Below are 24934 nucleotides of genomic sequence, written 5' to 3'. Positions count from 1 at the left end.
TAAAATAGAATCACAACTAATTTTATTGGCTACGGATTTTTGATAGCAAAACAGAATAGCGTAGCTTTATACCCCTTTTTAATCTTTATTTAAAACAAAGTTGGTGTATAAACAGTTCCATTTTTTTTACGTTATCCTATTTCTGTTTGTGCATCACGGGGTAGTTTTCAGTCAGGTCAATAAAGACACCACGGCACTTCCTGCAATAACCATACTGGCTTCTCCCACAACAGCGACACTTCAAAACAGTGCAGCCTCTATAGTGGTTATCAGCAGAAAGGATCTTGATAAAAGTGACGGTGTCATTCTGACTTCAGTGCTCAATAAAATTCCCGGTGTGTATATGCAACAAGGTGCTTTAAACACTAGTAGAATCAGCATTCGCGGTATTGGCTCCCGTTCCCAGTATGGAACCCAGAAAATAAAAACATATTTTGAAGGAATCCCGTTAACGAATGCCGAAGGCGAATCGACGATTGAAGACATTGATATGGAGACTATCGGGAGCATCGAAATCATCAAAGGACCCAATAGCACCAGCTTTGGTTCCGGTTTGGGAGGTGTTATAAATTTGTTTGCCCGCGAGGTTCCAGCTGATGAATTCTTGACCAAAGCAACCACTACCTATGGAAGTTTTGGACTCTTGAAACAAAACTTTTCTGGAAATTATGGTAAAGCCGCCACCATGGGTTCCGTTAATTACAGTCATTTACAAAGTGATGGCTTTCGCCAAAATTCCTCTTATGACCGAAAATCACTTACGCTACAAGGCCAACAAAAGGTAAACGCCAAAGCAGAATTGTCATTTATAGGCATTTATACCCACCTCAAAGCCTACATTCCCAGTTCTATTAACGAGGGCGATTTTAATAATCATCCCGAAAAAGCGGCGAGCAATTGGGCTCAGGCACAAGGATATGAATCCTACGACAAATTAATCATGGGCGTTGGGTACCACCAGCAATTGTCTGAAAAATGGAGTTTTAAATCTAGTGTTTTTTCCAATTTTAAAAATGCCTACGAGCCAAGACCTTTCGATATCTTAGATGATCAAACAAACAGTATTGGTTTTCGCTCTACTTTGAATTACAAAGACACACTCTGGTCTGTGCCATTTGAGACTAGTTTGGGGACGGAGATGGCTTTTGATGCATATACTTTTTCTCTTTTCAAAAATTTATATGCTTCGCAACCCAATCAAGGGAGTATTGCCGGAGCCCAATTCAGCAACAAGCAACAGAATAGCAGCTACCAAAATTATTTTTTACAAGCTGATTTTTCATTGTCCCAAAAACTTCATTTAGAAACAGGTCTGGCCTTTAATACCACACGCTATTCCTTGTGCGATCTTTTTGCGGCAGTGGAAACAGTTCCAGAATTGGCCTATACCTTTGGGGAAGTATGGTCCCCGAGAGCAGGACTTTCCTATAGCTTCACTAAAACCAAAACGATATATGCGGCCATTAGTAAAGGGTTTTCAACACCAACAGTTGCGGAAACGTTGACTCCCGGAGGCGAGATTAACACCAATCTAAAACCCGAAATAGGGTGGAACTATGAACTGGGATTGAAGATGCATGGCCTGAATAATAAATTGTATACTGAGTTGACTTTCTTTAGTGCTCAAATTAGTAATTTACTAGTAGCAAGACGCACTGCCGAAGATCAATACATTGGAATCAATGCCGGCGAAAGTTCGCATGTTGGTATCGAATATGTATTAAATTATCAGCTTATAAAAACGGCTCAATGGGAACTTAGTTCTTATTTTTCGGGAACAGTAAATAGGTTTAAATTTAAGGATTTTGTTGATGGGGCTAATGATTATTCGGGAAACGAACTTACCGGCGTCCCTGATGCGCAATGGAACGTAGGACTGGATGTAAGTACCCAAAGCGGTTTTAATCTAAATACTTCTTTTAGCAAAGTGGGCAAAATCCCAATGAATGACCGAAATTTCAAATACAGCCAAGCCTATAGTCTTTTAGATATTAAAGCAAGCTACGCTTTTACCCTATTGAAAAGCCTGAAAACGGAATTAAGTGCGGGAATCAACAATGCTGGAAACACAAAGTATGCCGCCAGTATTTTACCCAATGCAATAGGTTTTGGAAACGCACAACCGCGAGCGTACTACCCCGGAAATCCTAGGAATTATTATGGAGGGATTAGCTTGAGCTACCTTTTTAAGTAAAAGCTTGAGTTTAGTTCCAAGATGAGCTGCATCCGTTATCTTTTTAAGATATATTATAGAACGTGGATGAAACGGATTTTAGCGGATTATCGCAGATCGTAATTGAAGAAGTTAATAAAATCCGTTTTCACCAGTCAAATCCGTGTCATCTGTTGGCTATTTTCCGTTTTAGGCCACATTGGAGACAGTCATTACAAAAAAAACACTTCCCGAAATAAATTCGAGATAAACTGAACTGACGTTTTTGATAATTTCAACCTACTTACTTTTTTACCAGTGCTACTTCTTCAAGGCTAACACTCTTTTTTTGTTTGTTGCTCCAGGAATTCATGATGTAATTCATCACATCGGTCACTTCCTGATTACTAAGTCCCATCGCTGACATGACGTTGTTAAATTTCTTACCGTTGACCACAATAGGGCCGCTCAATCCAAATTTTAGCGCGTGAATACTTTGGGTTCTTTTTTCTTTGAGCCAGTTGGACCCATCCAAAGTGGGAAAATTAACTCCATCTCCTTTTCCGTTTGGAAGATGGCATTGCATACAAAAATCAGCATAGACTCCTTTTCCGTTAGAGATGCTTTTTTGCAAAGGGGTTTGTTGTTGGATTTCAGAAACAGGAAGGTAGTTCGTTTTTGAACTAGTGCTTGGATTGGAATAAAATAAATAAGCGGATGCAAACAATGCGATGCCGAGGTGTAGTTTTGGGATTATCATTTTAATCTCTTTAGGTTTAATTGCGTAAAGTGCTGCTTCGATGTTTTTGCCACAGATTTAAAAATGATTCTTACTATCTGTTAAGCTGTAGCTATTATTTCACTAATACCATTTGGACTTTTTCTCGAGGCAATTTAATTAGGTATAATTTTAAGAATTCCTTTTCCCTCTACCCCCAGATAAACAAAACCGTCCGGACCTTGTGCCACGTTACGTACCCGACCAATATCAGTGGCAATTTTTTGTCTACCAATGATTTTATCCCCATCTAATTTTACTAATTGAAGATATTGAAACTTTAAAGAACCCACTAGCAAGTGCCCTTTCCATTGCGGATATTTGTCTCCGGTTACAAAGGTCATTCCGCAGGGAGCGATAGAAGGAACCCAATAATAGATGGGATCTTCAATTCCTGGTTTTTGGGTTTTGTCGCTAATGGTCGTGCCATCATAATCGATACCGTAGGTCACGATCGGCCAACCGTAATTAGCGCCTTTTTTTATAATGTTGATTTCGTCCCCGCCTTTTGGACCGTGCTCGTGATCCCAAATAGCGCCTGTAACTGGATTTTTGACTAATCCTTGTGGATTGCGATGCCCGTAGGAATAAATAGCTTCTTTAGCACCTGGTTTTCCCACAAAAGGGTTGTCTGCAGGAACGCTGCCGTCCGCATTGAGGCGGTAAATTTTTCCGTTGTCTCGGGTGATGTCTTGTGGATTGACAAACTCTGCCCCGCGTTCTCCAGCCGAGAAATACAAATAGCCATCGTTGTCAAAAACGATTTTGGAACCAAAGTGCTGTCCCTTGGTTGTATTTGGTCCGCATTTGTATAGTGATTCTATTTGGGTCAGACTTTCATTTTCCAGTTTGGCTCTAATGAGTTTGGTGTTTCCGCCTTCTCCTTCGCCTTCCGTGGAAGCATAAGTGATGTAAATCCAACCATTTTCAGCATAATCAGGATGCAACACAATATCGAGCAAACCGCCTTGACCGCGATTGTAGACTGCGGGAACATTCTTCACTTCGGTTTTTGCACCGTTTTTGATGTGGTATAAAATTCCGCTTTTCTCGGTGACTAACATGGAGCGGTCCGGCAACCAGGCCATTCCCCAAGGAATAGGAATACCATCAACAACGGTTTCCAAAGTATAGTTTTTCACTTCATCCTGAAGCGCGACATCGTTTGGATTGGGCTGGGCTTGACAACTATATATAATGAAGGAAAGTACAAATAGTTTGATTTTGTTCATGATTTTATTTTTTAAATCGGGTTTGAATAAATCCTAACACTCGAAGATAGTAAAACAAGAGAAGCGAAACAATCTAATTTAGAAAGCTTTGCAAAAGCTACTTTTTAAAAAGGCATGATGTCTAAAAGGATTTGATTGTTGTTTTCTTTAAGCATTATTGAAAGCAGTGGGGTTTTTTGGATGCTTCAGTTTCAACAGAAGAAGACATCAACAAAGGTGGAGAAGGACTTAGGGGTGTTGTTAATGGAGGATGAAATCAATTCAGCCTTCATTTTTTCATTCATTTTTTATGGTTTTTATAAATTAGAAAGTTCTCTGTAAGGCGAACTATAACCCAATACGAAGTAGTAAAAACAAGGGCATCAATAAGAGTGGAGCGTAGAGCAGGATAAAGCTCCTGGATATAAATCGTCTTCGGATCAAAAACAAAAAAGACCATCGTTACCGACGGTCTCTTTCTTCAGGACAACTGTTTAACCAAAACCAATTTGAAAAACAGACTCCATAAAGGGGGCAAAAGCCTTTGAGATAAACTTTGGTAGGAAACTTCCCCGGGCTCCAGAAGCGGCTGTTGCAGTCAAGAACAGCGTTACCAATGGATAACGGTATTGAAACTTCCCTTAATCAACACGCTCTTCCAAGGTGCTGGCTCCAAAGTTTTATTTTTTTATAACTGAAATTCAGATATTAAGCAAACATAACCGGCTTCGTTGGTCTCTCCACGCATCTTCCCGTAAACGGAGACTTTTCGTCCCATTCACTGTACTAAATTAAGCGAAGGGGTCTTAACAAAAAAGGCTATCGTTTCCGATAGCCATTTTTTCACTTTACGTACACATCCAAAAAACCTACAAGAATAATGGACGCTGCAAAGCAATACCTTATGTTACCTAATGTAAATGTACAGGCCAGTTTTGAGCTTTCCTTACGGCTTCCCGTAAAGGCCTCATTTTTTTTGTAAATAATTGATAAAAAATGGAATTTCAGCCTTTTATCAGGGGGTGACAGCGTATTTTTTTTATTAAAAAGAGAGAAAATAAAATAGGGAACAAAAAAAACCATCGGTGAGGATGGTTTTCGACTTGCTTCGGATTGTTTCTGTTTTTGAGGTATTGTAATGTGGCTATTTAGAGGACAGCCGCCTTTTTGATTTGTGTACGGCAACTATAAACCCAATAGTGATTTTTTATTCGTGCAAGTTGTCAATGGGGTTTGAATGCGAGGGAATATTTTAAATGGGTCAATTCCGGACTTACTATACAACCCGATGATAGTACTTAATACCAATTCGTCAGCGGCTATTTCAAACTTATGTTAACAGCAGCGTATTTAATACTTGACGAACCATTTATAATTAATCATAGCCCATCCTTCATAACTTTCTTTCTTATTTACATATGGATATTCATGTTTCCAACCGTCAATAAGTAAACTTCCATCGTCTTTCAGCTCATATGTTTGTAGTGATTCTTCTGAAATATTACTTTGAAGGTTTTCAACATTTTCTTTCGTCAAATCACATCGTGGACAGGTAATAATAGTTCCATCATCAAAATAAGCACGCAAGTCTACATTTGAATAGTGTAAAAATCGTAATTTTCTATTTTTAGATTTTTTTGTATTTTTTGTAACTATTGGAGGTATTTGTGTGTCTACATCGGCTGCTTGTGCACCCAAACTAGATTGAGTTGTATCGGCTTGCTCTGTCGCAAGTTCTTTTTCTTTCAATTGCGACTCCTTTGATTTATTATTGCAGCTGAAAAGGGTTAAAGAAAGTATGAATATTATTAGTAGTCTTGTCATTTTTTTTTATTTAATCGAATAGTGGTTAAAATCACTGTGTTTTGGTTATCCTGCCCGTAATAGGGCTACAGTCTATCCAAAATTGGTTGTTTTTTCGCCGTAAACGAGCTTAATTTATTATTTAGCAAGATATTGATTATTTAATCAACAAAGGCAATAGTAATACCCTCTTTTAGCGCTATTTCAATTTCTGCATCTCCGCACTAATTTTCTCCTGTACTACTTTTCAGTAACGTTCTTGTGTGATAACTCTACTCGAATGAGCCAATAACGATGAAACGATTTCCATTGGTGCACAATCACATGGAGGTACGGTTGAGGTAAACGTTTTCCGGGCGATGTGATCTGTCAGTCATTTTTCAATTCTAATTATGGCGACGATTTTTTCAGCTAAGAATTAGACTTATGATTGCTTATTGATAAAAACAGTCGGTTGTTTTTGAATTAAATTAGTTCACTTTTTGTTCCCGTTTTAAACTGATTTTGATCAATACATTATTTCTTTAAATAAATTAATTTCCCAAAAGGGAACTGATTATTTTTGTTTAACTTTGCGCAATAAATGTTAAACAACTAATTATTTGTTTTCAATAAATAATTTTTGGTCTTCATTTAATAATAAATTTAAAAAGCAAATAGCATGGAAAGTAAAAAACCGGATAATGTTGTATATTCAGATGACGAAGGATTTAATGCAAGTGTATTGCCATATGGTACTAATGTAGGGGCACCGGTGATTAGAATGGATGATGTTGTCTCGTGGAAAAGCAGGGGGATTAGCAATGTAAACAAGCAGTTTGAAAGTAAGTTTAACGAGCTAAAAATACAGTATCAAAATTTAATGGAAGAATACGAATGGAATGAATTAGTTTATAATTCGAAATTCTCATTTGAACCAGTTATTGGCGAAATTTACCATTTATATAGAGATGCTGCAGGGTTAAACTTTCTTTCGTTGATAGGGCCGCAAGAATGGAATAAAGAACACATTGGTACTTTTAAATTAAACAGTGAAAAAAAATGGATATTACTCAATTAAAAAAATGTGGTATGACAGCAAATAATAAGCTGTTAGTTCTGATTATTAAAAGCCAACTAAATAAAAAAAGCCCAAAACTAGGAGTACAGACTAGCGCGAAATGTTGCATTTTACAAAGCACATTGAAAATAGCAGGGAAGGCATTAGTTAAAAAATTAGAACGACTTGATAAGTAATGAGCTTGAGTAGTTCTTGTGTGCGGTTTGCAAATCAATTGTAGCAATTATTGTTTATTGTTATAAAACAATAAAGAACGATAGTTGTAATTTTTCTCATGTCTCAATGACTTGGCAAAATTATAAATGAAGAATACCTATAGTCGCCGGCTATGTTTTTTTTGTAGTTTAAGCACATGAATTGTATTCTTTTTGACGAGAAGAACTAGTTATACTACAGGCCACAATATATCTAAGGGAATTAGTAAATCAATACTTCGCTCCAAAGGAAGGAGTAGTTATTTCTAGTGGTTTTGTAGCCCCGCCGAGAATCGAACTCGGATCAAAAGTTTAGGAAACTCCCATTCTATCCGTTGAACTACAGGGCTAAAACAAAAAAGACCTTAGATTGCTGTAAAATCTTTTTAAAAAGCTGTTCCCGATAACTATCAGTGCTATGATTAACAAGCCTTATATTTTTCGAGTAACGTTACTTATTGTTATTTCAGGATATATCTTTAGGTTTTGAACGGCATTTGATCTTAAGAAAGAGAATCCAATCGCTATCATTATGTCTAAATTTTCCTGTTTCAGTTGAATTTAAATACTGAAATAAAACAATGGTCAAAAAAGTTAAATGTGCATTCGATCATTATTCCTTAGAGACATTTTAATGCTATTTCAGTTTAGTTGCAATTTGTGAAAAAGCATCCAGCCGATTGGCCTTTTGTAAAGGTGTAGTGTCAGAACGCAAATTCAATCTTGTAAAAACGTGAATGTCAGAATCCATCAATTGTACATCGATATTTCCTCCGGAACTCGTTTTTAAACCTTTGTAAATTAACACGGAACTTGTCGAACTTGCTACCGGATCGTGCAAGGAATGAAATGCTTTTAGGTACGTATCGGTTGGAAGTTTTACGCCATCTTCTAAATTTTTGCGCACTACTTTCATTACGTCATTTAGTTCAGTAATTGTTTCCTGTGGTCTAAATCGATACCAATATTTATTCTCTTCAGAAGTCTGGTCTACCTCCGTAAAGACCAACATGGGGCCAATTAAACCAACAACTGACTGCAGTTTAACGGAAGGAACCACGATTGCATCTACTAAAAATAAATTTTGTGGATGCAGATGTGAGTTAAAATAACCGGAACTTATTAATTGTAAAATTAAAGTTCCTCCTGTTGAAGAGCCTACCATACTAATTTTAGTGTATCCGAGCGCCTCTAATTTTTCATATTCTTTTGTAATAGCTGAGCTCCAGTCTTGCCATTTGGAAGCTTTAAACGACTGATAGTCTCTTCCGTGACCATCCAGTAAAACCTGCGAAATTCTAGAGGAAGAAGACGGAGCTGACCAGTCCGCAAATTCTTGCCACTCAAAAGTGGTGGCCGAATAGCCATGAATAGCAAGTATGATATGTTTATCCAAATCAGCTGCCGTGGGATTAGGGTATTTTGCAGACACTAAGAATTGTTCGGGATTATATAATGACGGATCAAAAATGGCATTACCATCTAATAAATCATCGGTAATAGCTGGATCGCTGCATGAATACGATACTATTGCGATTAAGAATACGATTAATAGGTTAGACTTATTCATTGTTTTACGGTTTAAAAAATGTGTAATAAATATCAAGGTGAAAGTAAAGCGGCTGTAAGGTTCCTGGAGAATAGCCGTCCTTTTCTGTAATGATGTAATAGCCTGTACCCACATTTAGTGAAATGGGCAATTTTTTAAAATCGTATGAAAAACCGATTTCTGGTGAAACAAGAAACGCAGTGTTCGGAATTTCTTTGAACATATCTTCTTCTAAATCGGAATAGAAGTAACCTGCATTTAGTCTTGTTACGAAATGGTAGGGTTTGTTTTTGTTAAAATGCCAACTAGCCGATAGTAAGTAATTATCCTGCTTGATAGCATTGGAATTAAATGCCGTTCCCAGTCTGGATGACACAAAATCAAAACCGACAAAAAATTGATTAGGTTTAAAATTTTCAAATGAATATTGGGCCGAAATTCCGTTTTCCCAATACATGTTTTGTGTTTTTTGTATTCGCGGTCCAACCTTGAGCGTTTGTGCTTGTGTTATTGAAGCGAAAAAAATAAAAATAAGAGACGGCATTATTTTTAAAATAAGCGTCTCGTTTTTAATTTTATTATATATCATGTCTTCTTGATTTTTAAATAATTTCAATCCTATTTAAATTGATATTTTTTCAAATATAGCGTTTATTGAATATCAAACAATTATATAATTTTGGTTCGTAACCAATTATGTCATATCGGTTGGAGAGGGTCAGATCAGGCTATGCAATTATGGCGCAAGTCGTGATGCGAAGGTTGATGGAAGGAAATCAAATCATGGAATCGTTTGCGAAAAAGAGGTTTGCCTATTTGGAGCTCTTGTCTTATTTGGTTTTTCGGGGCAAAATACTAATTTCACTATGGCTTAAAAACAAAAAAGACCTTACATTACTGTAAAGTCTTTTTAATAAAAGCTCCCTCTCTTGGGCTCGCCCCTCGGGACAGAGTAGCAGTTAAATCAAGACTTGACGTTGTTTTACTTCTAATATGATGGCCAATTTGATGCCTATTGATAATTAATTTAAATGTATTTATACAAATATACGAATGTACTTAATTGATAATTTATTAATCTTTCATTATTTTTTGTGTAGCTTTTATATCTACAATTTAATCTGTTTTAATTGTTGTAATTTAGAATAAAATAATATTTTTGTCCTGTCCGTATATAGTATAGTAGTATAATAGGACACTAATTTTAGTATGTTTATATGTTTACTAACGAATTCCAATTAGAAGGTTTTGTAAAAAATTTAAGTCCTGAACAGCTAAAAGAATCTATAGAGTTTTTCAGAATAACCAATCCAGAAAAAGCTTCTGAAATGGAGCGTCAAATAGAGGAATATAATTCTAATCTTTTGAAACCTGACTCAAACGATATTCAAGTTGAAGACCTTCACGAAATACCATCTACACTTAACAATAGCAGAGAACCTAAGATAATTGATTCTACTATTGAAATAGTTGCGCCTATTGTTTTAAAAGGCAAGAATAATATTTCAAAAACAGGAAAGAAAAATGTCAATGTTTCTAAGGATGCCGATTCTATTTTTTCAAATGCCTTTGACCTTTATAATAAAAACACTGTAGAAATACCAAAATTATTAAATCCCTTTTTACAAAAAGTAGGGTTGGCATCTTTAGTTGGAACTTCAGATTCTGGTAAATCAACATTCCTTAGACAATTGAGTTTAGCTATAGTTTTAAAACTTGACACTTTTTTAGGTTTTAAAATTGAGGCTACAACAAACAAAGTATTGTATGTAAGTACCGAGGATGACGCAAATGCAGTAAGTTTTGCAATTAAAAAGCAAGTGGATTATTTGTTTATTGATAATGCTACTGACCCATCAGAGGATAAAATCGATTTAGATCTAAAACTTCTAAGCAATTTGGAGTTTATGTTTGAGACAGATTTCCTTTTAGAGAAGATAAGTGAGAAGTTGGAGTTGGAACCAGTTGATTTAATCGTTATAGACGCATTTACAGACGTATTTACGAAAGAGCTGAACGCTAACATACAAGTTAGACAGTTTCTAAACGAATACGATCAATTAGCAAAGAAACACGGTTGTTTGATACTATTCCTCCATCACATTGGTAAAAACACTTTAAGGTCGGCTCCTAGTAAAGATAGTATTATAGGAAGCCAGGCATTCGAAGCAAAAATGAGGGTTGTTCTAGAGTTAAGGCCCAATCGATTTAAATCTAATCACAAGGATTTATGGGTTTTAAAAGCAAACTTTTTGGACGCATCTTTTAAAACTAAATCCCATGAGATTAAAATGAATAACGATCTTATTTTTACCGCAACTGGAGAAAGAAGTGAAAAGACTCAAACTTCTAAATCAGCTAACCCACTATTAAAAGATAAGGTATTAGAGTTAAAAAGTCAGGGCTTATCTTATAGAAAAATTGAGGATGCCCTTAAAGGAACTGATCTTGAAATTGGTAAGTCCGCTATTGCTGAATTGGTAAAGAAAAGCACAAGTTCGAAAGGGTAAAAGGGTTCGATTTTAATTACAAATTATCTATATATCAGAAATTACTTTATCACCTGCTTTATTAAGCTCATTATATACTCTAAATCCTTATCATTTTCGATTTGAATTTGATATTCACCATTTCCAAGATGACCAATCTTTGAAACGTCTTTTGCTACACCTTTCGGATCGTCCAATGTCCCTATTTTAGCATTTATAAATATCTTTAATCCTTTCTTTTGCATTTCAATATCAGAAATATTACTGCCTTTCTTAAAAGCAATGTAAAACTTTTGAGGAATAATTTCTATACCATCTGCAAGATTTATTATTGCAACTTTAAATTTTTCGTATAATTCAATAGAAGTGTCAGAGCCTTTACTATAATGGTCTTCCTCTGTATATACTTTTATGTTTTCTTTTACCTCCTTTAGTTTCTCACTGTTTTCTAAAAGTGGTTTTATACTTGGTGCTCCACTACTCTTTTTAATACTGTTGATACTTATAGTATTATTCTCAAATTGCTTTACTTCCCATAATTCTATACCAAAATCTTTAAAATCACTTGCAGAAATTTGATTTTCTGTAAAGCTTGGAGAAACAAATGCAACTCTTGATTGTGACCAATCTACATCTTTACTGTGTAAAGTGTCTTTTAATGTTTCGTTGTAAGTAAGTATGAATTCAGCTTTGTTTTGAAGCATTAAATTAAGATACGTTAAACCTTGGTCTACTACACTGTAGTTTTTGTCTCTTTTGTACTCAATAATGATAAATGCATTAGTTTGTTTATCGTAAGCTAGTGAATCAATACGCTTATTTTTTATAGCAAATTCTGACTTTACTAATTGCAAGCTCATCACTTCTTGAAGATTGTTTTCAAAAATAGATTGAATTTCCCGCTCTAACTTAAATGGCTTTTCCTTTACGTGGTTAAGTTTAGAGGAATTATTGTTGTATAAAACCATATCCATTATTTAATTATAATATTACCTTTTTTATCTTCTTTTATTTTGTGTTTATAATATGGATATAACCATAATGCTGAATCTAATTTAGTTACATATATCGTTGATTTTATTTTATCTTTTTCAGTCTTAACATCATACTTAAAATTGTATCTTTTTTGTAAATTATTTAAAATGAATTTTTTTTCATCTAATTCGTTACTCAATTTTATAATTTTTTCATTTTGACTGTTTTCTAATGGATCATTTTTTGATTGTGAACTTGACTGTATAACGATTTTTCCCTTAGAATCCCTATAAGTTTTAATACCATAATTTTCTTCAATTTTTTTTAGGATTAAACTATCATTCGCAACTTCATTTTGTAATCTACTATTTGCTTCTAATGCATTATTTGCAATATTTAATAATTCATCAATACTTATAGATTTATTACCTATGGTGAATCCTCTAACTGAATTTTTACTGTTATTCAATGAATCAAACTTGTAATTATTAGTTTCTATGATTTTTGCATACTTTTTAATTTTATAATCACTTAGACTATCATTTAATTTCATTTCTTGCCTTAAGCTTTCAATTAACAGCTTATCATCTTTCATTTCTGCATATAAGAGGTACAAAAACAATAACATTGATGAAAATAAAACGATAAATATCAAATTTTTAATTTTATTATTTTTCATATTTCCCTCCTTTCATCTCATTATAATCAAGGATTTTTTCAAGTAACTTACCATTAATAGAGTTTTCTTCTATTTTTAAATAATAACGATCTCTTTCCTGTTGTTGGATTTCTAAAGCTTTATTATCTAAATTATTTTGAAATATTTTCTTTTCTTGCTCAAGTTTATCCACGTACCTTTCTTTAATGTCACTAATTCTATCGTTATAATAAAATTGCATTATAAGAAAACATAAACCAAACCCTGCACAAAAAAAGCCAGTCATTGCTGTGAAGGGATTGTTTTCTATCTTTTGATTAATAGTTTCTTTTTTTCTAGCCATACCCTAACTATTTTCCACAATTGCAATTTCCTCATCACTCAATCCATATAATTCATACACCATTGCATCGATTTCTCTATCAGTGGAGTCAATTTGTTGTTTTAAGGCTTGGGCTTCTGCTTTTTTAGTTTCAAAAACATCCATCCAGTCCATTTCATCTAGTTTGGTTAATTCCTTAATGGGTTGAAGTTCATTTTTAATACGTTCTTTATTGGTTTCTTTTATGCCTTTGTTTATTTCTTTTATAAAATCTCCAAACGATAAATAATACCAATTTTCTAACTTTCTAGTTAGTTTTTCTATTGTAAATTGGGATTGCAGGTATTTTGTGAATTTTGAATTTTTTTCTTGTAATTCCTTATTCAAAGACAACATTAAATCTGATTTAGATATAAATTTTTCCTGTTTGGAGAGGGAGATTTTTTTTATTTTAGTGTTTTTCAAATTTGGAGCTGAAAACAATAAGTATCCTCCAGACATTCTTAAACCATCAAAAAGACACTCAAAAGTGTAATTATAAAGTTTGGAATTTAACCAACAAACTAAGTATTCTGGTATAAATAAATCTGAAAAATTATAAATACAATTTGTATTTATTGAAGCAAATTCTGCATTTTTATCATAAAAAGCCTCGCATTGTAATCCGATTTTTGAAATAATTATTTTCTTGTTACTATATAAACTATGTCTGTTTTTAGATATTACATCTGAATCTTTTGGCAAATAAGGGAATAAATATTTTACTCCTTTGTCAGTTAGATAATTCAAACCCCAAAATGAAGAATAAGGATCTATTGTTCCGGTATTAATTAGCTTATATCCAATATTATCTGAGATAAGGTTAGAATATAAATCAGCCTCACTCGCAGTTGATGTAGCACTAATTTTCCCGCAATTTTCTAAGGATTCAGATTGTTCAAAAACTTTAAGGGTTAAATTTATTTTGTCATTTAATAAGAACCCCAAAATCGAGTCATCTAAAATACTTAACTTATCGGATGGATAATAATTTGAAATCAAATTTTTAGTACTTTCATCAAACTTTCCAGTTAGTAAATCATATTTTTTTGAAGACTTTTCATTTTTAATAAAAGAAATTACTGGATATGTACTTGCATCGGCAAAAACAATTTTGTCACTATAGTCAATTAATGAAATTAATTTATATTCAGCTAAAAGAATTTCTCTAAAAGCTTTCCCATAACTAGCTGATAAAAATCTATTAGGTGTAATATAAGCTAATAGCCCATCCTCTTTTAATATTTTTAACCCTTTTTCGAAGAAAAACAAATACAAATCAACTGTCCCTTTAGCAATCTTGTATTTTGACTTTAAATAATTATATTCCTCTGCAGTTGAATTTTTTTTAATATCATTTGCATTCACATAAGGTGGATTCCCAATAATTACATCAAAACCACCTTTTGCAAAAACCATAGGAAATTGTTCTTGCCACTTAAAGGCCTTATTTCCTGCAACTGCTTTACTTTCAATTAAACTATTCCCACATTTTATGTTACTATTTAGGTTGTTTAATTTACGTCGTGGTTGTGCGGTACGCAGCCATAACGAGAGTTTGGCAATTTCTACACTTTCTTCGTTAAGGTCAACTCCATAAATGTTGTTTTCAAGAATGGTATTTTCAATATCACTAAAGACTAATCCTCCACCTAATATTTTGGCTTTTAGTTCATCAATATAATTGTGTTCTTTTATTAAGAAATCTAAAGCTTGGTTTAGGAAAGCACCACTACCACAAGCTGGGTCACAAATGGTGAGTTGCAATAGCCAATCCCTGTAGGTATCTAATATTTCTATTAATTTTACAATAGTGGCTTGTTGTCTGTTTTTACGTCCTTTAAAGTACTCTTCTTCTTTAAATCCAAGTTCCGCTTTCTTTTCTTCACACAGTTTACCAATGGTGTTTTCTACAATATATTTGGTAATGTATTTCGGAGTATAAAAAACGCCGTCTTTTTTACGTTTGCTTTTTTGTTTGTCAAAATCACCTCCTTCAATTTCAGCATTTACGCTTTCAATTTCATTAAGTGAGTTTTCAAAAATGTGTCCTAAAATATTAACATCTACCTGACTTTCAAAATCATAAGAAGCCAGTATTTGCGTGTGTTTGAATAGTAATTCGTTGTCAATTTCGAGCTTATCTAAAAGAGAATCTTCTTTGAATAAACCACCATTATAGGCGTAAATTTCGGCTCTATTTGTTGTTCCTTGTCTTCCAGTATCTAAAAACCTAAAATACTGCTTAAACATATCGTAAAGCGGTCTTTCATCTCCAAAATCTACATCAGATTTCCATTTATTAAGTATTTGTATAGTGCTGTTAGGCGGTAATAATCCTCTGTCTTCTGCAAAGAAAACAAATAAGAAACGATCTATTAATTTTTGTGATTTCTTAAATAAAGTAAGCTTTAAGTTTTTATCTAAACTTAATTGTTCTGCTTTAGATTCTTCGTCAATCTCAATATCTGTGAGACTTAAAGTGCTTTTTAATCGTTTTGCATTACGCTTGACTAAATCTCTAAATAATTCCCTTTTAAAAATAGAGTAGTCTTTATAGAATTGCTTTGTTATTTCCTCTTCTACAACAATAGACGCTTCTTTTGTTTTTAAAGGAATATTATTTAAAATATTATCCTTTTGCAAACATAAATACAAAAGTTCAAAACGGTCTTCTGTTAGTTCAAACAAATTAAACTCTTCAAACTCGGTAGCATCGTTAATGTAAAAACGTAGCTTTTCATAATTGGAGGTAATTACATAAGTACATTCTTTATGATTGGCTTTATAATCAAAAGCTTGTTGGCGTATACTTTCTAAATCTTTGGTTTTTGTTCCTTTTAACTCAATTACTCCTATAGCTAAATTGTTGTTTAGTATTGCACCGTCAGCCTTACGTGAATTGCTTTGATTTTTATATTCTGCAACTAAATTAAAGTCAACATTGGGCTTTAAAGTATAATCCAACACGTTTACAAACAATTCAGTTAGAAAAATACCTTGGTACTCCTCTTCTTTAGAATTACGAATGTTATTTTGAATTGTTGGATTTAGAAAATACTTGACATATTTTTTGTAAGCCTTACTTACTTTAGGTTGTTCTAATTGTTTGAGATATTTATTAAGAACTGATTTTTGATATAATGCCATTTTATTGAAAGACTTATTTTGTACCGTTAAAAATAGTAATCTTTATTGGAAGTATATTTTATTTTGCACAATATTTCTCACGCTTTTTACTTTATTCAATATTACTTTGAAAGCTATTTATATATTAAACAAAAAAAGACGGCTATTACACCGTCTTAGTTTTTACAAATACTCCCAGATAAAACCTCCGGAACTATCCCGTTCTTCACGGCAACATTTTGAAATGCAGGTTTTTGAAACTCCAGTTTCCTTTGAAGCTTCTGCAACTGAAAGGAATTTAGACACAACAGTACCATCTAATAAATACTGTACTACTACTTTACGCCTGTAATCTTCTGTAGGAATAAATGGCTCTACATATTCATAGCTCCATAAATAATCTCCTAATTTGTTATTAACACTCCAACAGGCACGGGATATATCTTGTTTTCTTACTGATATTGTTTCTGATGCGAGGGTCAAGTTTTCAAATGTGGCATTTAATGAGCCATTTAAATTATATTTATAGACAGTTTTCTTGATGCCACCACCCTTGTCGGAGTTATAGCCGTTTTCAAGGGCGGAATACTCTGAAATATAGTTGATCTCCTTAGATGCGAGCTCGTCACTGCTTGAAGCTATGTCAATTTGCTCCCAAGTAAAAGCATCAGAACCATAAGTACCGATTGCTTCTTGAAAATAACCACCCACTTTTTTATTGGCTTTTTGTAGGTGGTCTGCTTTTCTCTCCTCAAGAGATTTTGTAGTTGCGCCGATGTATGTTTCACTTGTAAAAGTGTTTTGCGCTTTGTATATAATATAAGTATTTATAGTGTTTTCCATATGTGATAAGTAATTAATTTTGAAATTGATAAAAGGCAGTTGTTTTAATAAAGTATAGGGTTATTTCTATCCTATTTTTGCGGTTGTGAATACATTAAACTTTAAAACAACTGTATTCATTATTTCTGCTACTAATTTTGCATCACTTTCTTCACAAAACAAAGAGTCATAGACATATCCAACGTAAATCCCTTTATAATTTAGCTGTTTAATGCATTCTGTCATTATTTCAACTTCTTTAGCAAACATCCTCATAGAGGTGATTCTATACTCTTTTAAGCTCATTTGTTTCTCCTTAATGATTGCTTCATTCATCACCATTTCTGATTCACTATAGTAGCTATAAATGGGGCTACGCTTCATTCCTTGCACTCTTTCATTGAAATAAGAGAGGTGTGCTATTTTAACATTAGACAAGTCAATATTGCTATTCTCTGCAACTTGAATATGAGTCAAATATTTTCTTAAACCTCCGTAAAGTGACATTGCGATATTTGGATGCAAAGCACTGTAATCAACTTCAACGATAGATTTTCCATCGATTTTAACTAGGCTTCTAATCCAACTTGGCATTAGAGTAAAGCTGTCTACTACTCTTCCACCAGATTTATCTGTACCTATGATTGGAATCATAAATCCTCGCTTGGTTAAATAATCAAATAACTTTATGTTTTGTTCAACAAAACTTCTTGCACTGGCATCTTTATAATATGACTTCGGGTGTTTATTTAAGAATGTAAGGATCTTACCTTTTTTAGTTCTATAATTTACTTTTGTTAATCTTTTCCCCTGTAGTCTGATCTCAGCATGACTTGGAAGTTCAATTGTAGAATACAAACTAATTAAGTTATTTGCTATGGGATTGTCATGAGCCTTTTTTAACTGACTGTAAAAGAACTTATTTCTTTTTTGAAGAATTCCTTTGTCTTTGATGATATACTCGACTAAATCGCCCTTAAAATAGGCGTCTGTGAAGCCGTATTCTTTGCATACTACGCCTTCTTGGTAGGTTTCGTTTCCAAATTTATTTTTTTTAACCATAATTATTGCTTCTATAGTATTCGTAGAATACGTAAGCGCTTTAATAATGTGGTTATAGACAAATGTATTGTCTCTTCCTCTTTTACTTTGTTCGTCCAGGTTTGTTGAGGACAAACTCTTAAATCTATCATCAGCATAGTATGTTGAAGATAGGTTTGAAACAAAGGCGAGGCATTTTTCAATGGCAATATTTTTATCCCTGTCAATATTTTTCAAATACTGGTTTGGCACAAATCTTTCTAAATGAGTTTTGACCTTTTTAGGAATAAAGATTGTGGCTATATTGCTTTGAAAAAATAGCGGAAAACCTGTATGATTTTCACCTGTCATTTCGATGTCATAGCACTCCTTAACCCTTGATTTTACTGGCTTTTCAAGAGGTTTGTCCTCTATTCTATCATCAGTAACATATATGAAGGGAGACATAGATGAATAGGAGTAAGAAGGAGAGGGAGTTGAAGTACTTGATTGATTAATTAATTTGTCATTGCAATTTACCATTGCCATTTGCCCAGTGTTATTCTGAGACTCATCGTGTTTTAAAACCATTTCTTAAAAATTAATTGAATAAAAAAAAATTTGAAATGCAATTACTCTAAATGCTTTATTGCTTTTGACTGATTCTTTTCAGGTAAAAGTGTACTTAGATAATTTGCAAAATGGAATTAAGCTTAATAAAAAGCGGAAGTGATGTTATGTGTTTTGTAGATTTTTTGTATTTTCTTTTGTGATCACGAACCTTATGAAGTTAGCTCGATTCTATAAGCACAAAGATAGTAAATATTATTGACAATTCCTAATATTTATTAAGTTATTATCATGTTAAAAGTTAAATAACTTACTTATTCTTAAAATAAGAAGCAAAACTACACTTAAAAATGCAATAAATGTAGTTTGTGCAACTTAAAACAATAGCTATTTACGTTTTCAGGGGTTTTTTGATAAAGCTGAAACCGTCTCAAAAGTTTTATACTATACAAAATACAGCATAACAGCTTTGCCTAATTACATTATAATATCAAAGTGATAGTAAAAATAGGCGTCATTATTAATTATGTAAACGGTTTTTAACTCATAGGTAACCTTGATTTCTTGCACTAAAACAATCTGTCCTCTCTTTAGTGTTCCAATTTCTTGCAAAACAGTCACGCGAAAAGGACAAAAGACACGTTTCAGTACATTATAATGCGTAATTACATAGATTTCTCGCGGAGAACTGAATTTTAACAGCTCTGCCAGCTCTCTTTTTGTCATTTTTATAGAGATATTATTGTTTATTAGTGGGTAAGTTTGTTACCTATTTACCGATAAAAATGCTATATAATATTAATGGATGAAATAGTTCAATTCCTCCTTTTTAACGCTGTTTAACAGGTAGTTTACATAAGCATACGCATTTACATTCCTTTCTAAGTTACTATCAATGTAAGTGCTCTTATTAGCTTCAGTGAACAGGTTGTAAAGGTTCCAAAAGCTAATGGTATTGTTCTCGGATTTAGAAAAGTGAGCATCTGTATGATAATCCTTGACAACTATGTTTAATTGGCTATCTTTCATTACTAAAGGAAAAAGCATCTGCTTCTCTTCTTTACTCAAATAAGCGAATAGCTTCATCTTACCAATTAGGTGTGCAAATTGAATTTCTGTTAAGGAGTAACGAAACATACGTTCCATATTAATAAGGTGTTCTTTCTTCTTGTAATTATTAATGAGCTCGTAAATTTTGGCTCTTAACTCCATAATTGAGCTGACCCGAAGATCTTCTTTAAGTCCATCAGTACTTATGCAAAGGTTTGTGCAAACCGTGTTCTGGAAGCCCACAAAAACTTTAAATTTCTCCATAGATTTTTTACTGAAGAGGTTCTCTTGATTGTAACTTCTCACTCCGCCAATGGTCAAGTTGAGTTTATTCCCATTAATAACTTCGCTAATTTCAGGTACCTCAATAACAAATGCCATTCGCTCATAATAAATGGTTTTTTCGTATTCTAGGAGGTCCTTTGCAGGCTTTCCAATTGCAGTTGGTATTCTTCCTTTTATTACATGAGAAACTCGTATATCGGGCTTTAAAACGCCTTTGTAATTTAAGATATCTTCCACAACTTCTTTGGCACTGTTGATAAATTCATAGTGACTTATGGTACATTCGTTGTCTTTTGCAAAAACAGGAATAGTACAGTCGTTTTTGAGGTGATTCAGGGATACTTCAGTTGTATTTGCTTCTATGAAATTCCTTTTTGGAAAAACAATAACTTCTGCTTTATCTATAATTTGACTACTGTGATTATTTAATACTAAATTCATTTTCTAGTGGGTTTAAGTTTTTAATAATTTCTTCTTCGTAGATTAATTGTGCTGATGTTTGGTCTAAAATCTGTTTTCTAGCCATTACAATAGAGTAAAGTTCAGTACTTAGATTTGGATATTTATTGTAGATCTGTTTTAATCCTTCAGCTGTTTCACAAGAGCTGATTTCATCTTTTATTCTCTCAATTGAAATTCCTTGATTACACCATTTGATTAGTTTTTTCCCTGTTGATGAGTTGATAATGAATTCAGGTTTTCCAGAAAATAATTCTGTTCTATCTTTAGATGCTGACACGAGGTGATTGTCGTTTAGAAGTTCAAAATTGACCGTAAGCTCGTATTCAAAACCTTCCCTTGTAATTGACTTAGTACCCAATTTCATTACTTTTGTTTTCCCATTACCATCTTTGTCTAAGCTGTAATCCACTTTACTCCTTGAAGTAGTGATAATATGACATTTAGACAATATGATAGCATCTATAAAAGATTGGTGACGAGGAGTTACACGTGCCCAATCTTGAAATCGACCACCCAACTGTTCGTGAATTTCCAAGCAACCGCCTTTTCCCATCCATTCTTGACTGATACTATCAATAATGATGATTTCTATGTCTGAGTTTTCACATAGCTGAATAGCCGTAGTATAGCGTTCTGGGCTAAATGGTTCTTCTAATGAAAGGGTATTAAAATCCCCTAAATGGGAATACAAACTAGCTGATTTATTTTCAGTGTCGATCAAAGCAATTTTGTTCCAATCATTTGTAATTCCGTACGCTAATAATAATGCGGAATAGGTTTTCCCAAATCCACTAGGACCTGAAAGTCCAATGCGTAATTTAACTTGATGGCGTTCTGCCTTTTGTAATTTCATGATTTTAGATTTAAATGTTTAATAGGAGGTAATCTTGCATTTCCGTTATGCACTAAACAAAAAAAGTCTCCTTGTTAGGGAGACCTTTATCATTATTTAGCGAATTTCTATGCGACGAATTCTGCAGCAACAACTTGTTCTTTAATTATTTCCTCAGTATCTGCTACAAATTCGTAACGGAAATTTAGTTCGACAACTTCGCCAGTTTCCTTTATCGTGTATTCATAAGGATCGCTAGCCACTTTCTTAACAATACCTTCAAATTGTGAACCGATCAGACTTTTACACGTTTCTTCGTCAAAGGTGGCGGGTACATTAACCGTTCTTGCAGTAAAATACATTTTACCCGTAGCTTGACTTTTTACAGACTCAACTCCTCCCTGTAGTACCAACACTAAGAAGCTCTCTCCGTCTTCTTTTTCAATAGATTTGTAACCAATTACACTTACCATAGTTTTTTGTGATTTATAAGATTATACAATACGATAAGACATTGCCCTTGGCGGAATTATGAGGATGAAGATTCAACTCTCCCCATGTTCTGGCAGGGGCATCGCCCAAAACCTTATGAAAGTCGGGGCATGAATTTAGCTTAGGTTACGCTTGCTTTGAAAAATTTTTAAAAAAATATTTTTGGAATTGTGTTAAACCAAAAAGAGCAACCGTATTGGCTGCTCTTATTTACTTTATTAAAATTTAATTTGTGTAAATTCAAATTTTAAATCTTTTATTCTACTCTCTTTTGTATAGTCTTTAAGTGATTCATTATAGAAAGATTCTGAAAATGTTAGTAGAAGTCCGTTATGAAGAATCGTACCCTTCCATTCATTAAAGACGTTTGGCTCTAATAACGAATTGTTATTAAGATCTAAATTAGAATATTCGTTAGGGTCATAAAACTGCATTGAAATCCCTCCATTTTTAATTTGATACTTTACGATACCTGACGCTATATCAGCTTCTAAAACTAAATCAGCATTTATTAAAACTTGTTTGAAATCATTTTTATTAAGATCCATATAATTCTCTAAATTCTCAAATTCATCGATAGCTACAAATCCGTTTTTAGTAAAAAACATTATGAAAAACATCTTGAAAATATCTCCATTGTAATCAGTTCCATTAAAAATGGATAAATAATAACCATCCGTTCTTAGTTTTGCATTAGTATTTAAATTGAATGCATTGCTGTGTTCAGATACGATTGATCCGTGAGGATTACTTTTTTTGTAGGCGTCCCAATTTTTTTCTGTGTTATTAGTCAAAAAGCTATCGTAGATAAATTTACTTGCAATAAGTATTACTGCTGATAAAATAAGGTACATCATCTTTATTAAATTAATTATTGTTTGTTTAATTAAATTTTTTGATTGTTTCAATCAAATGCAAAACCATTTTTCCATTAAGGCATTGGTCAAATTAATTATAGCAAGTTTTATCCGTTGTTTTTTTATTTACTTTCTCGAAATTCTTTCTAATTCATAATAAGCTTCACCTTTAGCTAAAATATCTTCCACTCCTTTCTGAACCATTGGTTCCAATTGAAGTGAAAGATTACGTGTTTTAGTGATTATTACACTGTAAGCTTCTAATAGGGTAATGTTACGGGAATGTATAGAGGCAACCAAAATAGGTCCTTCCATATTCCAATTATATTCGTCCATTCTATTTAAAATTTCATTACGAATAATGAACGTTAGACCTATTACATTCTCATCAAAGTCACTTGGAAAAGTGCTGTTTTCAATATGATTTCCAAGTAAATCTAATTGTCTATTCAGTTCGTTCATTGCTGAACCCAATTTAGAATATTCCTTAATTTTTTTAGCGAATCCAAACATAGTATTGATTTAAGTTAATATTTAATTGTCTCTGGCAGTTAAAATACTCCAGTGTGTATGTCGTCAGGTCGATTAATCGTTTTAATGTTGTATTGCCCAAACGCTGATAAATGCAAAATTATAAGAAATGAAAGTAGAAGTAGTTTTGTGATAAATCTATTTATGGGATAATACTAATTGAATTTAGGTTGTTAAATTGTTGCGCGATGGTTATTTACAAAGTAAATTCTTTTAAAAAGCATTTCATTACGAGTTTGCTCATCTGTAGGGAAATAGTTTAAAGAATTAGGCATATTGAACAAATAAATAGATATTATTTAACATATACAATACCAACTTTTAGTGATTTTTACTAATTTTTAAGTTTAATTTCTTCATCTCGTCGCTCACTTTTCTTTGCACTACTTTCCCATAACTTTCCTGTGTAATAAGCATGTTGGAATGCCCCAATAACTCTGATACGATTTCCATTGGAACATCATTGTATAGGAGGACAGTTGAGGCAAAGGTTTTACGTGCGGTGTGATGTGTCAATCTTTTCTCAATTCCAGTTATATCCGCAATCTCCTTTAAGTACGAGTTGAATTTCTGATTGCTTATAGATGGGAATATGAGGTTGCCGTCAGTTGAATACTTTTCAATTATCTCTTGAGCTTTAGGAAGTATTGGAATGGAGATTTGACGTTGTGTTTTCTCTCTCTTCATCTGAATCCAGTTAACATTGTCAAAACCTATTTGAATATTCGATTTCTCAAGATGTGCCATTTCATTATAGGCTAATCCTGTGTAACAACAGAAAATGAATAAGTCTTGAATTATACTAAGTCTATTTTGTAGTAATACAGCTTCTTCAAGGGTTTTGAGTTCCTCTGTAGAAAGGAATATAACGGTTTTACGGACTGTTTTAGACTTGTGCATTATAAACGGGTCTCTATCCAAATAGCCTTCTGAGATAGCTTGCTTTATAGGTGTTCTTAGTCTTTGAATGGTTTTGTTGATCGTAATTTGCTCTTGCTTCTTTTCTGTCTTAAGATAGTAGTCAAAATCAGTTAAAAACTGTAGACTTAGTTCTTTTAGTGGGTAATCTGTTTTCTTATATTTCCATTTGAGGAAAGCTTCTAAGTGGTTGCCTACATATACGAACTTGTTATAGGTATTATCTTTGATTTCTAGTCCTACTAGTTTTTTAATTTTGGAGAGATACTGTTTATAATAGGAGAGAATAAATTCACTTTTCTTTAGTTCTTTACCAAAGTATTTGTCGTGAATGTCTTCAATAGAAAAAGGATTTTCTTGTAATCTTAAAATCATGTAGATACTATTGACCTTAGATTTTATCTTGTCAAGTTGAGAGTTGTATAGAATTGCAGATTTGTGGGATTTTAGAATTACTTGGTCTTTGGTATCCCAATGCTCGGACTCAATATTAATGCCTGTGCTAAGCTGTTTTCTGTTCCCATTTAGGGTTAGTCGGCAAAATAATGGAGATTGATTCTTCTTGTTTTTTCTATTCTTTCCTTCAATAAATAGAATTTTGAAATTGTCTGTAGTCATAACTTTTTGTTTTAGTCAGACATGCAAATGGTTACGATAAAAAAAGTGATGCCTTTTAGAAAAAGAGATGATGCCTAATATGTTGCCTTTTTTTAGTAAAATAACTTGGCAATTTGGC

General features: G+C 33.1%; 21 protein-coding genes and 1 tRNA gene. 3 read left to right on the top strand and 19 right to left on the bottom strand.

All coding sequences use genetic code 11. The annotated features are described in order from the left end of the window. The first annotated feature begins 103 nt into the window (after positions 1-103). Positions 104-2194, top strand: coding sequence for a TonB-dependent receptor (locus CXF59_RS12390; RefSeq protein WP_232758849.1), 2091 nt, complete (start codon positions 104-106; stop codon positions 2192-2194). Between the two features lie 262 nt (positions 2195-2456). On the opposite strand, the gene CXF59_RS12385 is transcribed toward CXF59_RS12390, so the two are convergent. From CXF59_RS12385 to CXF59_RS12365, 3 genes are all read right to left on the bottom strand, one after another. After that, positions 2457-2912: a cytochrome c gene (locus tag CXF59_RS12385; RefSeq protein WP_101138064.1), complete on the bottom strand. Its 456-nt coding sequence runs from the start codon at positions 2910-2912 to the stop codon at positions 2457-2459. Positions 2913-3046: 134 nt separating this feature from the next. After that, entirely contained in the window at positions 3047-4162 is a 1116-nt protein-coding gene (locus CXF59_RS12380) for a PQQ-dependent sugar dehydrogenase (protein WP_101138063.1), read from the bottom strand. A gap of 1329 nt (positions 4163-5491) precedes the next feature. Beyond that, on the bottom strand, positions 5492-5965 hold the full coding sequence (locus CXF59_RS12365; protein WP_157824580.1) for a hypothetical protein: 474 nt from the start codon (positions 5963-5965) through the stop codon (positions 5492-5494). A 640-nt stretch (positions 5966-6605) separates the two neighbouring features. On the opposite strand from CXF59_RS12365, the gene CXF59_RS12360 reads away from it, so the two are divergent. Next, complete coding sequence (locus CXF59_RS12360) at positions 6606-7004, top strand: DUF2452 domain-containing protein (RefSeq protein WP_101138059.1); 399 nt, start codon at positions 6606-6608, stop codon at positions 7002-7004. Positions 7005-7476: 472 nt separating this feature from the next. On the opposite strand, the gene CXF59_RS12350 is transcribed toward CXF59_RS12360, so the two are convergent. From CXF59_RS12350 to CXF59_RS12340, 3 genes are all read right to left on the bottom strand, one after another. After that, positions 7477-7548 (bottom strand) — tRNA-Arg (locus tag CXF59_RS12350). Between the two features lie 287 nt (positions 7549-7835). After that, entirely contained in the window at positions 7836-8768 is a 933-nt protein-coding gene (locus tag CXF59_RS12345) for a carboxylesterase (protein ID WP_101138057.1), read from the bottom strand. Positions 8769-8772: 4 nt separating this feature from the next. Further along, positions 8773-9204 carry a hypothetical protein gene (locus tag CXF59_RS12340; protein WP_157824579.1) on the bottom strand — a complete coding sequence of 144 codons (432 nt, stop codon included), beginning with the start codon at positions 9202-9204 and terminating at the stop codon, positions 8773-8775. Positions 9205-9964: 760 nt separating this feature from the next. Between CXF59_RS12340 and CXF59_RS12335 the strand changes: the two genes are divergently transcribed. Then, positions 9965-11257, top strand: a complete 1293-nt coding sequence (locus CXF59_RS12335; protein ID WP_101138055.1) for an AAA family ATPase — start codon at positions 9965-9967, stop codon at positions 11255-11257. 41 nt (positions 11258-11298) lie between these two features. Here the strand turns inward: CXF59_RS12335 and CXF59_RS12330 are convergent, their stop codons facing one another. From CXF59_RS12330 to CXF59_RS12270, 13 genes are all read right to left on the bottom strand, one after another. After that, positions 11299-12210 carry a DUF5655 domain-containing protein gene (locus tag CXF59_RS12330; RefSeq protein WP_369828569.1) on the bottom strand — a complete coding sequence of 304 codons (912 nt, stop codon included), beginning with the start codon at positions 12208-12210 and terminating at the stop codon, positions 11299-11301. Next, positions 12210-12890, bottom strand: a complete 681-nt coding sequence (locus CXF59_RS12325; RefSeq protein ID WP_101138054.1) for a hypothetical protein — start codon at positions 12888-12890, stop codon at positions 12210-12212. Before CXF59_RS12325 ends, CXF59_RS12330 begins: the two co-directional genes overlap by 1 nt. Beyond that, entirely contained in the window at positions 12880-13212 is a 333-nt protein-coding gene (locus CXF59_RS12320; RefSeq protein ID WP_101138053.1) for a hypothetical protein, read from the bottom strand. Before CXF59_RS12320 ends, CXF59_RS12325 begins: the two co-directional genes overlap by 11 nt. Before the next feature lie 3 nt (positions 13213-13215). Continuing rightward, a complete protein-coding gene (locus CXF59_RS12315; RefSeq protein ID WP_101138052.1) occupies positions 13216-16380 on the bottom strand; it encodes a DNA methyltransferase in 3165 nt (1054 codons plus the stop codon). 162 nt (positions 16381-16542) lie between these two features. Beyond that, positions 16543-17202 (bottom strand): GIY-YIG nuclease family protein, encoded by a 660-nt coding sequence (locus CXF59_RS12310; protein ID WP_101138051.1) that lies wholly within the window; start codon positions 17200-17202, stop codon positions 16543-16545. Positions 17203-17268: 66 nt separating this feature from the next. Continuing rightward, positions 17269-18792 carry a hypothetical protein gene (locus tag CXF59_RS12305; RefSeq protein WP_101138050.1) on the bottom strand — a complete coding sequence of 508 codons (1524 nt, stop codon included), beginning with the start codon at positions 18790-18792 and terminating at the stop codon, positions 17269-17271. A 456-nt stretch (positions 18793-19248) separates the two neighbouring features. Continuing rightward, positions 19249-19497 carry a hypothetical protein gene (locus CXF59_RS12300; protein WP_198554693.1) on the bottom strand — a complete coding sequence of 83 codons (249 nt, stop codon included), beginning with the start codon at positions 19495-19497 and terminating at the stop codon, positions 19249-19251. A gap of 72 nt (positions 19498-19569) precedes the next feature. Continuing rightward, positions 19570-20547, bottom strand: a complete 978-nt coding sequence (locus tag CXF59_RS12295) for a DUF3871 family protein (protein WP_101138049.1) — start codon at positions 20545-20547, stop codon at positions 19570-19572. Then, positions 20528-21421, bottom strand: coding sequence for an AAA family ATPase (locus tag CXF59_RS12290; protein WP_101138048.1), 894 nt, complete (start codon positions 21419-21421; stop codon positions 20528-20530). Before CXF59_RS12290 ends, CXF59_RS12295 begins: the two co-directional genes overlap by 20 nt. Positions 21422-21528: 107 nt before the next feature. Further along, a complete protein-coding gene (locus CXF59_RS12285) occupies positions 21529-21873 on the bottom strand; it encodes a hypothetical protein (protein WP_101138047.1) in 345 nt (114 codons plus the stop codon). Positions 21874-22110: 237 nt separating this feature from the next. Beyond that, a complete protein-coding gene (locus CXF59_RS12280; RefSeq protein ID WP_157824578.1) occupies positions 22111-22749 on the bottom strand; it encodes a hypothetical protein in 639 nt (212 codons plus the stop codon). Between the two features lie 126 nt (positions 22750-22875). Beyond that, complete coding sequence (locus CXF59_RS12275; protein WP_101138045.1) at positions 22876-23262, bottom strand: hypothetical protein; 387 nt, start codon at positions 23260-23262, stop codon at positions 22876-22878. A gap of 339 nt (positions 23263-23601) precedes the next feature. Beyond that, a complete protein-coding gene (locus tag CXF59_RS12270; protein ID WP_101138044.1) occupies positions 23602-24816 on the bottom strand; it encodes a site-specific integrase in 1215 nt (404 codons plus the stop codon). Positions 24817-24934: the final 118 nt, after the last annotated feature.

The sequence above is a fragment of the Flavobacterium sp. ALD4 genome (assembly GCF_002836475.1).
Taxonomy (GTDB): Bacteria; Bacteroidota; Bacteroidia; order Flavobacteriales; family Flavobacteriaceae; genus Flavobacterium.
This window is presented reverse-complemented; position numbering and strand designations above follow the sequence as displayed.

Bases quoted from the DNA above. Each gene is read 5' to 3' on its own strand.
- CXF59_RS12300 (WP_198554693.1), bottom strand. From the start codon at position 19,497: ATGACAAAAAGAGAGCTGGCAGAGCTGTTAAAATTCAGTTCTCCGCGA.
- CXF59_RS12295 (WP_101138049.1), bottom strand. From the start codon at position 20,547: ATGAATTTAGTATTAAATAATCACAGTAGTCAAATTATAGATAAAGCA.
- CXF59_RS12360 (WP_101138059.1), top strand. From the start codon at position 6,606: ATGGAAAGTAAAAAACCGGATAATGTTGTATATTCAGATGACGAAGGA.
- CXF59_RS12280 (WP_157824578.1), bottom strand. From the start codon at position 22,749: ATGATGTACCTTATTTTATCAGCAGTAATACTTATTGCAAGTAAATTT.
- CXF59_RS12320 (WP_101138053.1), bottom strand. From the start codon at position 13,212: ATGGCTAGAAAAAAAGAAACTATTAATCAAAAGATAGAAAACAATCCC.
- CXF59_RS12325 (WP_101138054.1), bottom strand. From the start codon at position 12,890: ATGAAAAATAATAAAATTAAAAATTTGATATTTATCGTTTTATTTTCA.
- CXF59_RS12305 (WP_101138050.1), bottom strand. From the start codon at position 18,792: ATGGTTTTAAAACACGATGAGTCTCAGAATAACACTGGGCAAATGGCA.
- CXF59_RS12335 (WP_101138055.1), top strand. From the start codon at position 9,965: ATGTTTACTAACGAATTCCAATTAGAAGGTTTTGTAAAAAATTTAAGT.
- CXF59_RS12285 (WP_101138047.1), bottom strand. From the start codon at position 21,873: ATGGTAAGTGTAATTGGTTACAAATCTATTGAAAAAGAAGACGGAGAG.
- CXF59_RS12330 (WP_369828569.1), bottom strand. From the start codon at position 12,210: ATGGATATGGTTTTATACAACAATAATTCCTCTAAACTTAACCACGTA.
- CXF59_RS12275 (WP_101138045.1), bottom strand. From the start codon at position 23,262: ATGTTTGGATTCGCTAAAAAAATTAAGGAATATTCTAAATTGGGTTCA.
- CXF59_RS12340 (WP_157824579.1), bottom strand. From the start codon at position 9,204: ATGTATTGGGAAAACGGAATTTCGGCCCAATATTCATTTGAAAATTTT.
- CXF59_RS12290 (WP_101138048.1), bottom strand. From the start codon at position 21,421: ATGAAATTACAAAAGGCAGAACGCCATCAAGTTAAATTACGCATTGGA.
- CXF59_RS12315 (WP_101138052.1), bottom strand. From the start codon at position 16,380: ATGGCATTATATCAAAAATCAGTTCTTAATAAATATCTCAAACAATTA.
- CXF59_RS12385 (WP_101138064.1), bottom strand. From the start codon at position 2,912: ATGATAATCCCAAAACTACACCTCGGCATCGCATTGTTTGCATCCGCT.
- CXF59_RS12270 (WP_101138044.1), bottom strand. From the start codon at position 24,816: ATGACTACAGACAATTTCAAAATTCTATTTATTGAAGGAAAGAATAGA.
- CXF59_RS12310 (WP_101138051.1), bottom strand. From the start codon at position 17,202: ATGGAAAACACTATAAATACTTATATTATATACAAAGCGCAAAACACT.
- CXF59_RS12365 (WP_157824580.1), bottom strand. From the start codon at position 5,965: ATGACAAGACTACTAATAATATTCATACTTTCTTTAACCCTTTTCAGC.
- CXF59_RS12380 (WP_101138063.1), bottom strand. From the start codon at position 4,162: ATGAACAAAATCAAACTATTTGTACTTTCCTTCATTATATATAGTTGT.
- CXF59_RS12345 (WP_101138057.1), bottom strand. From the start codon at position 8,768: ATGAATAAGTCTAACCTATTAATCGTATTCTTAATCGCAATAGTATCG.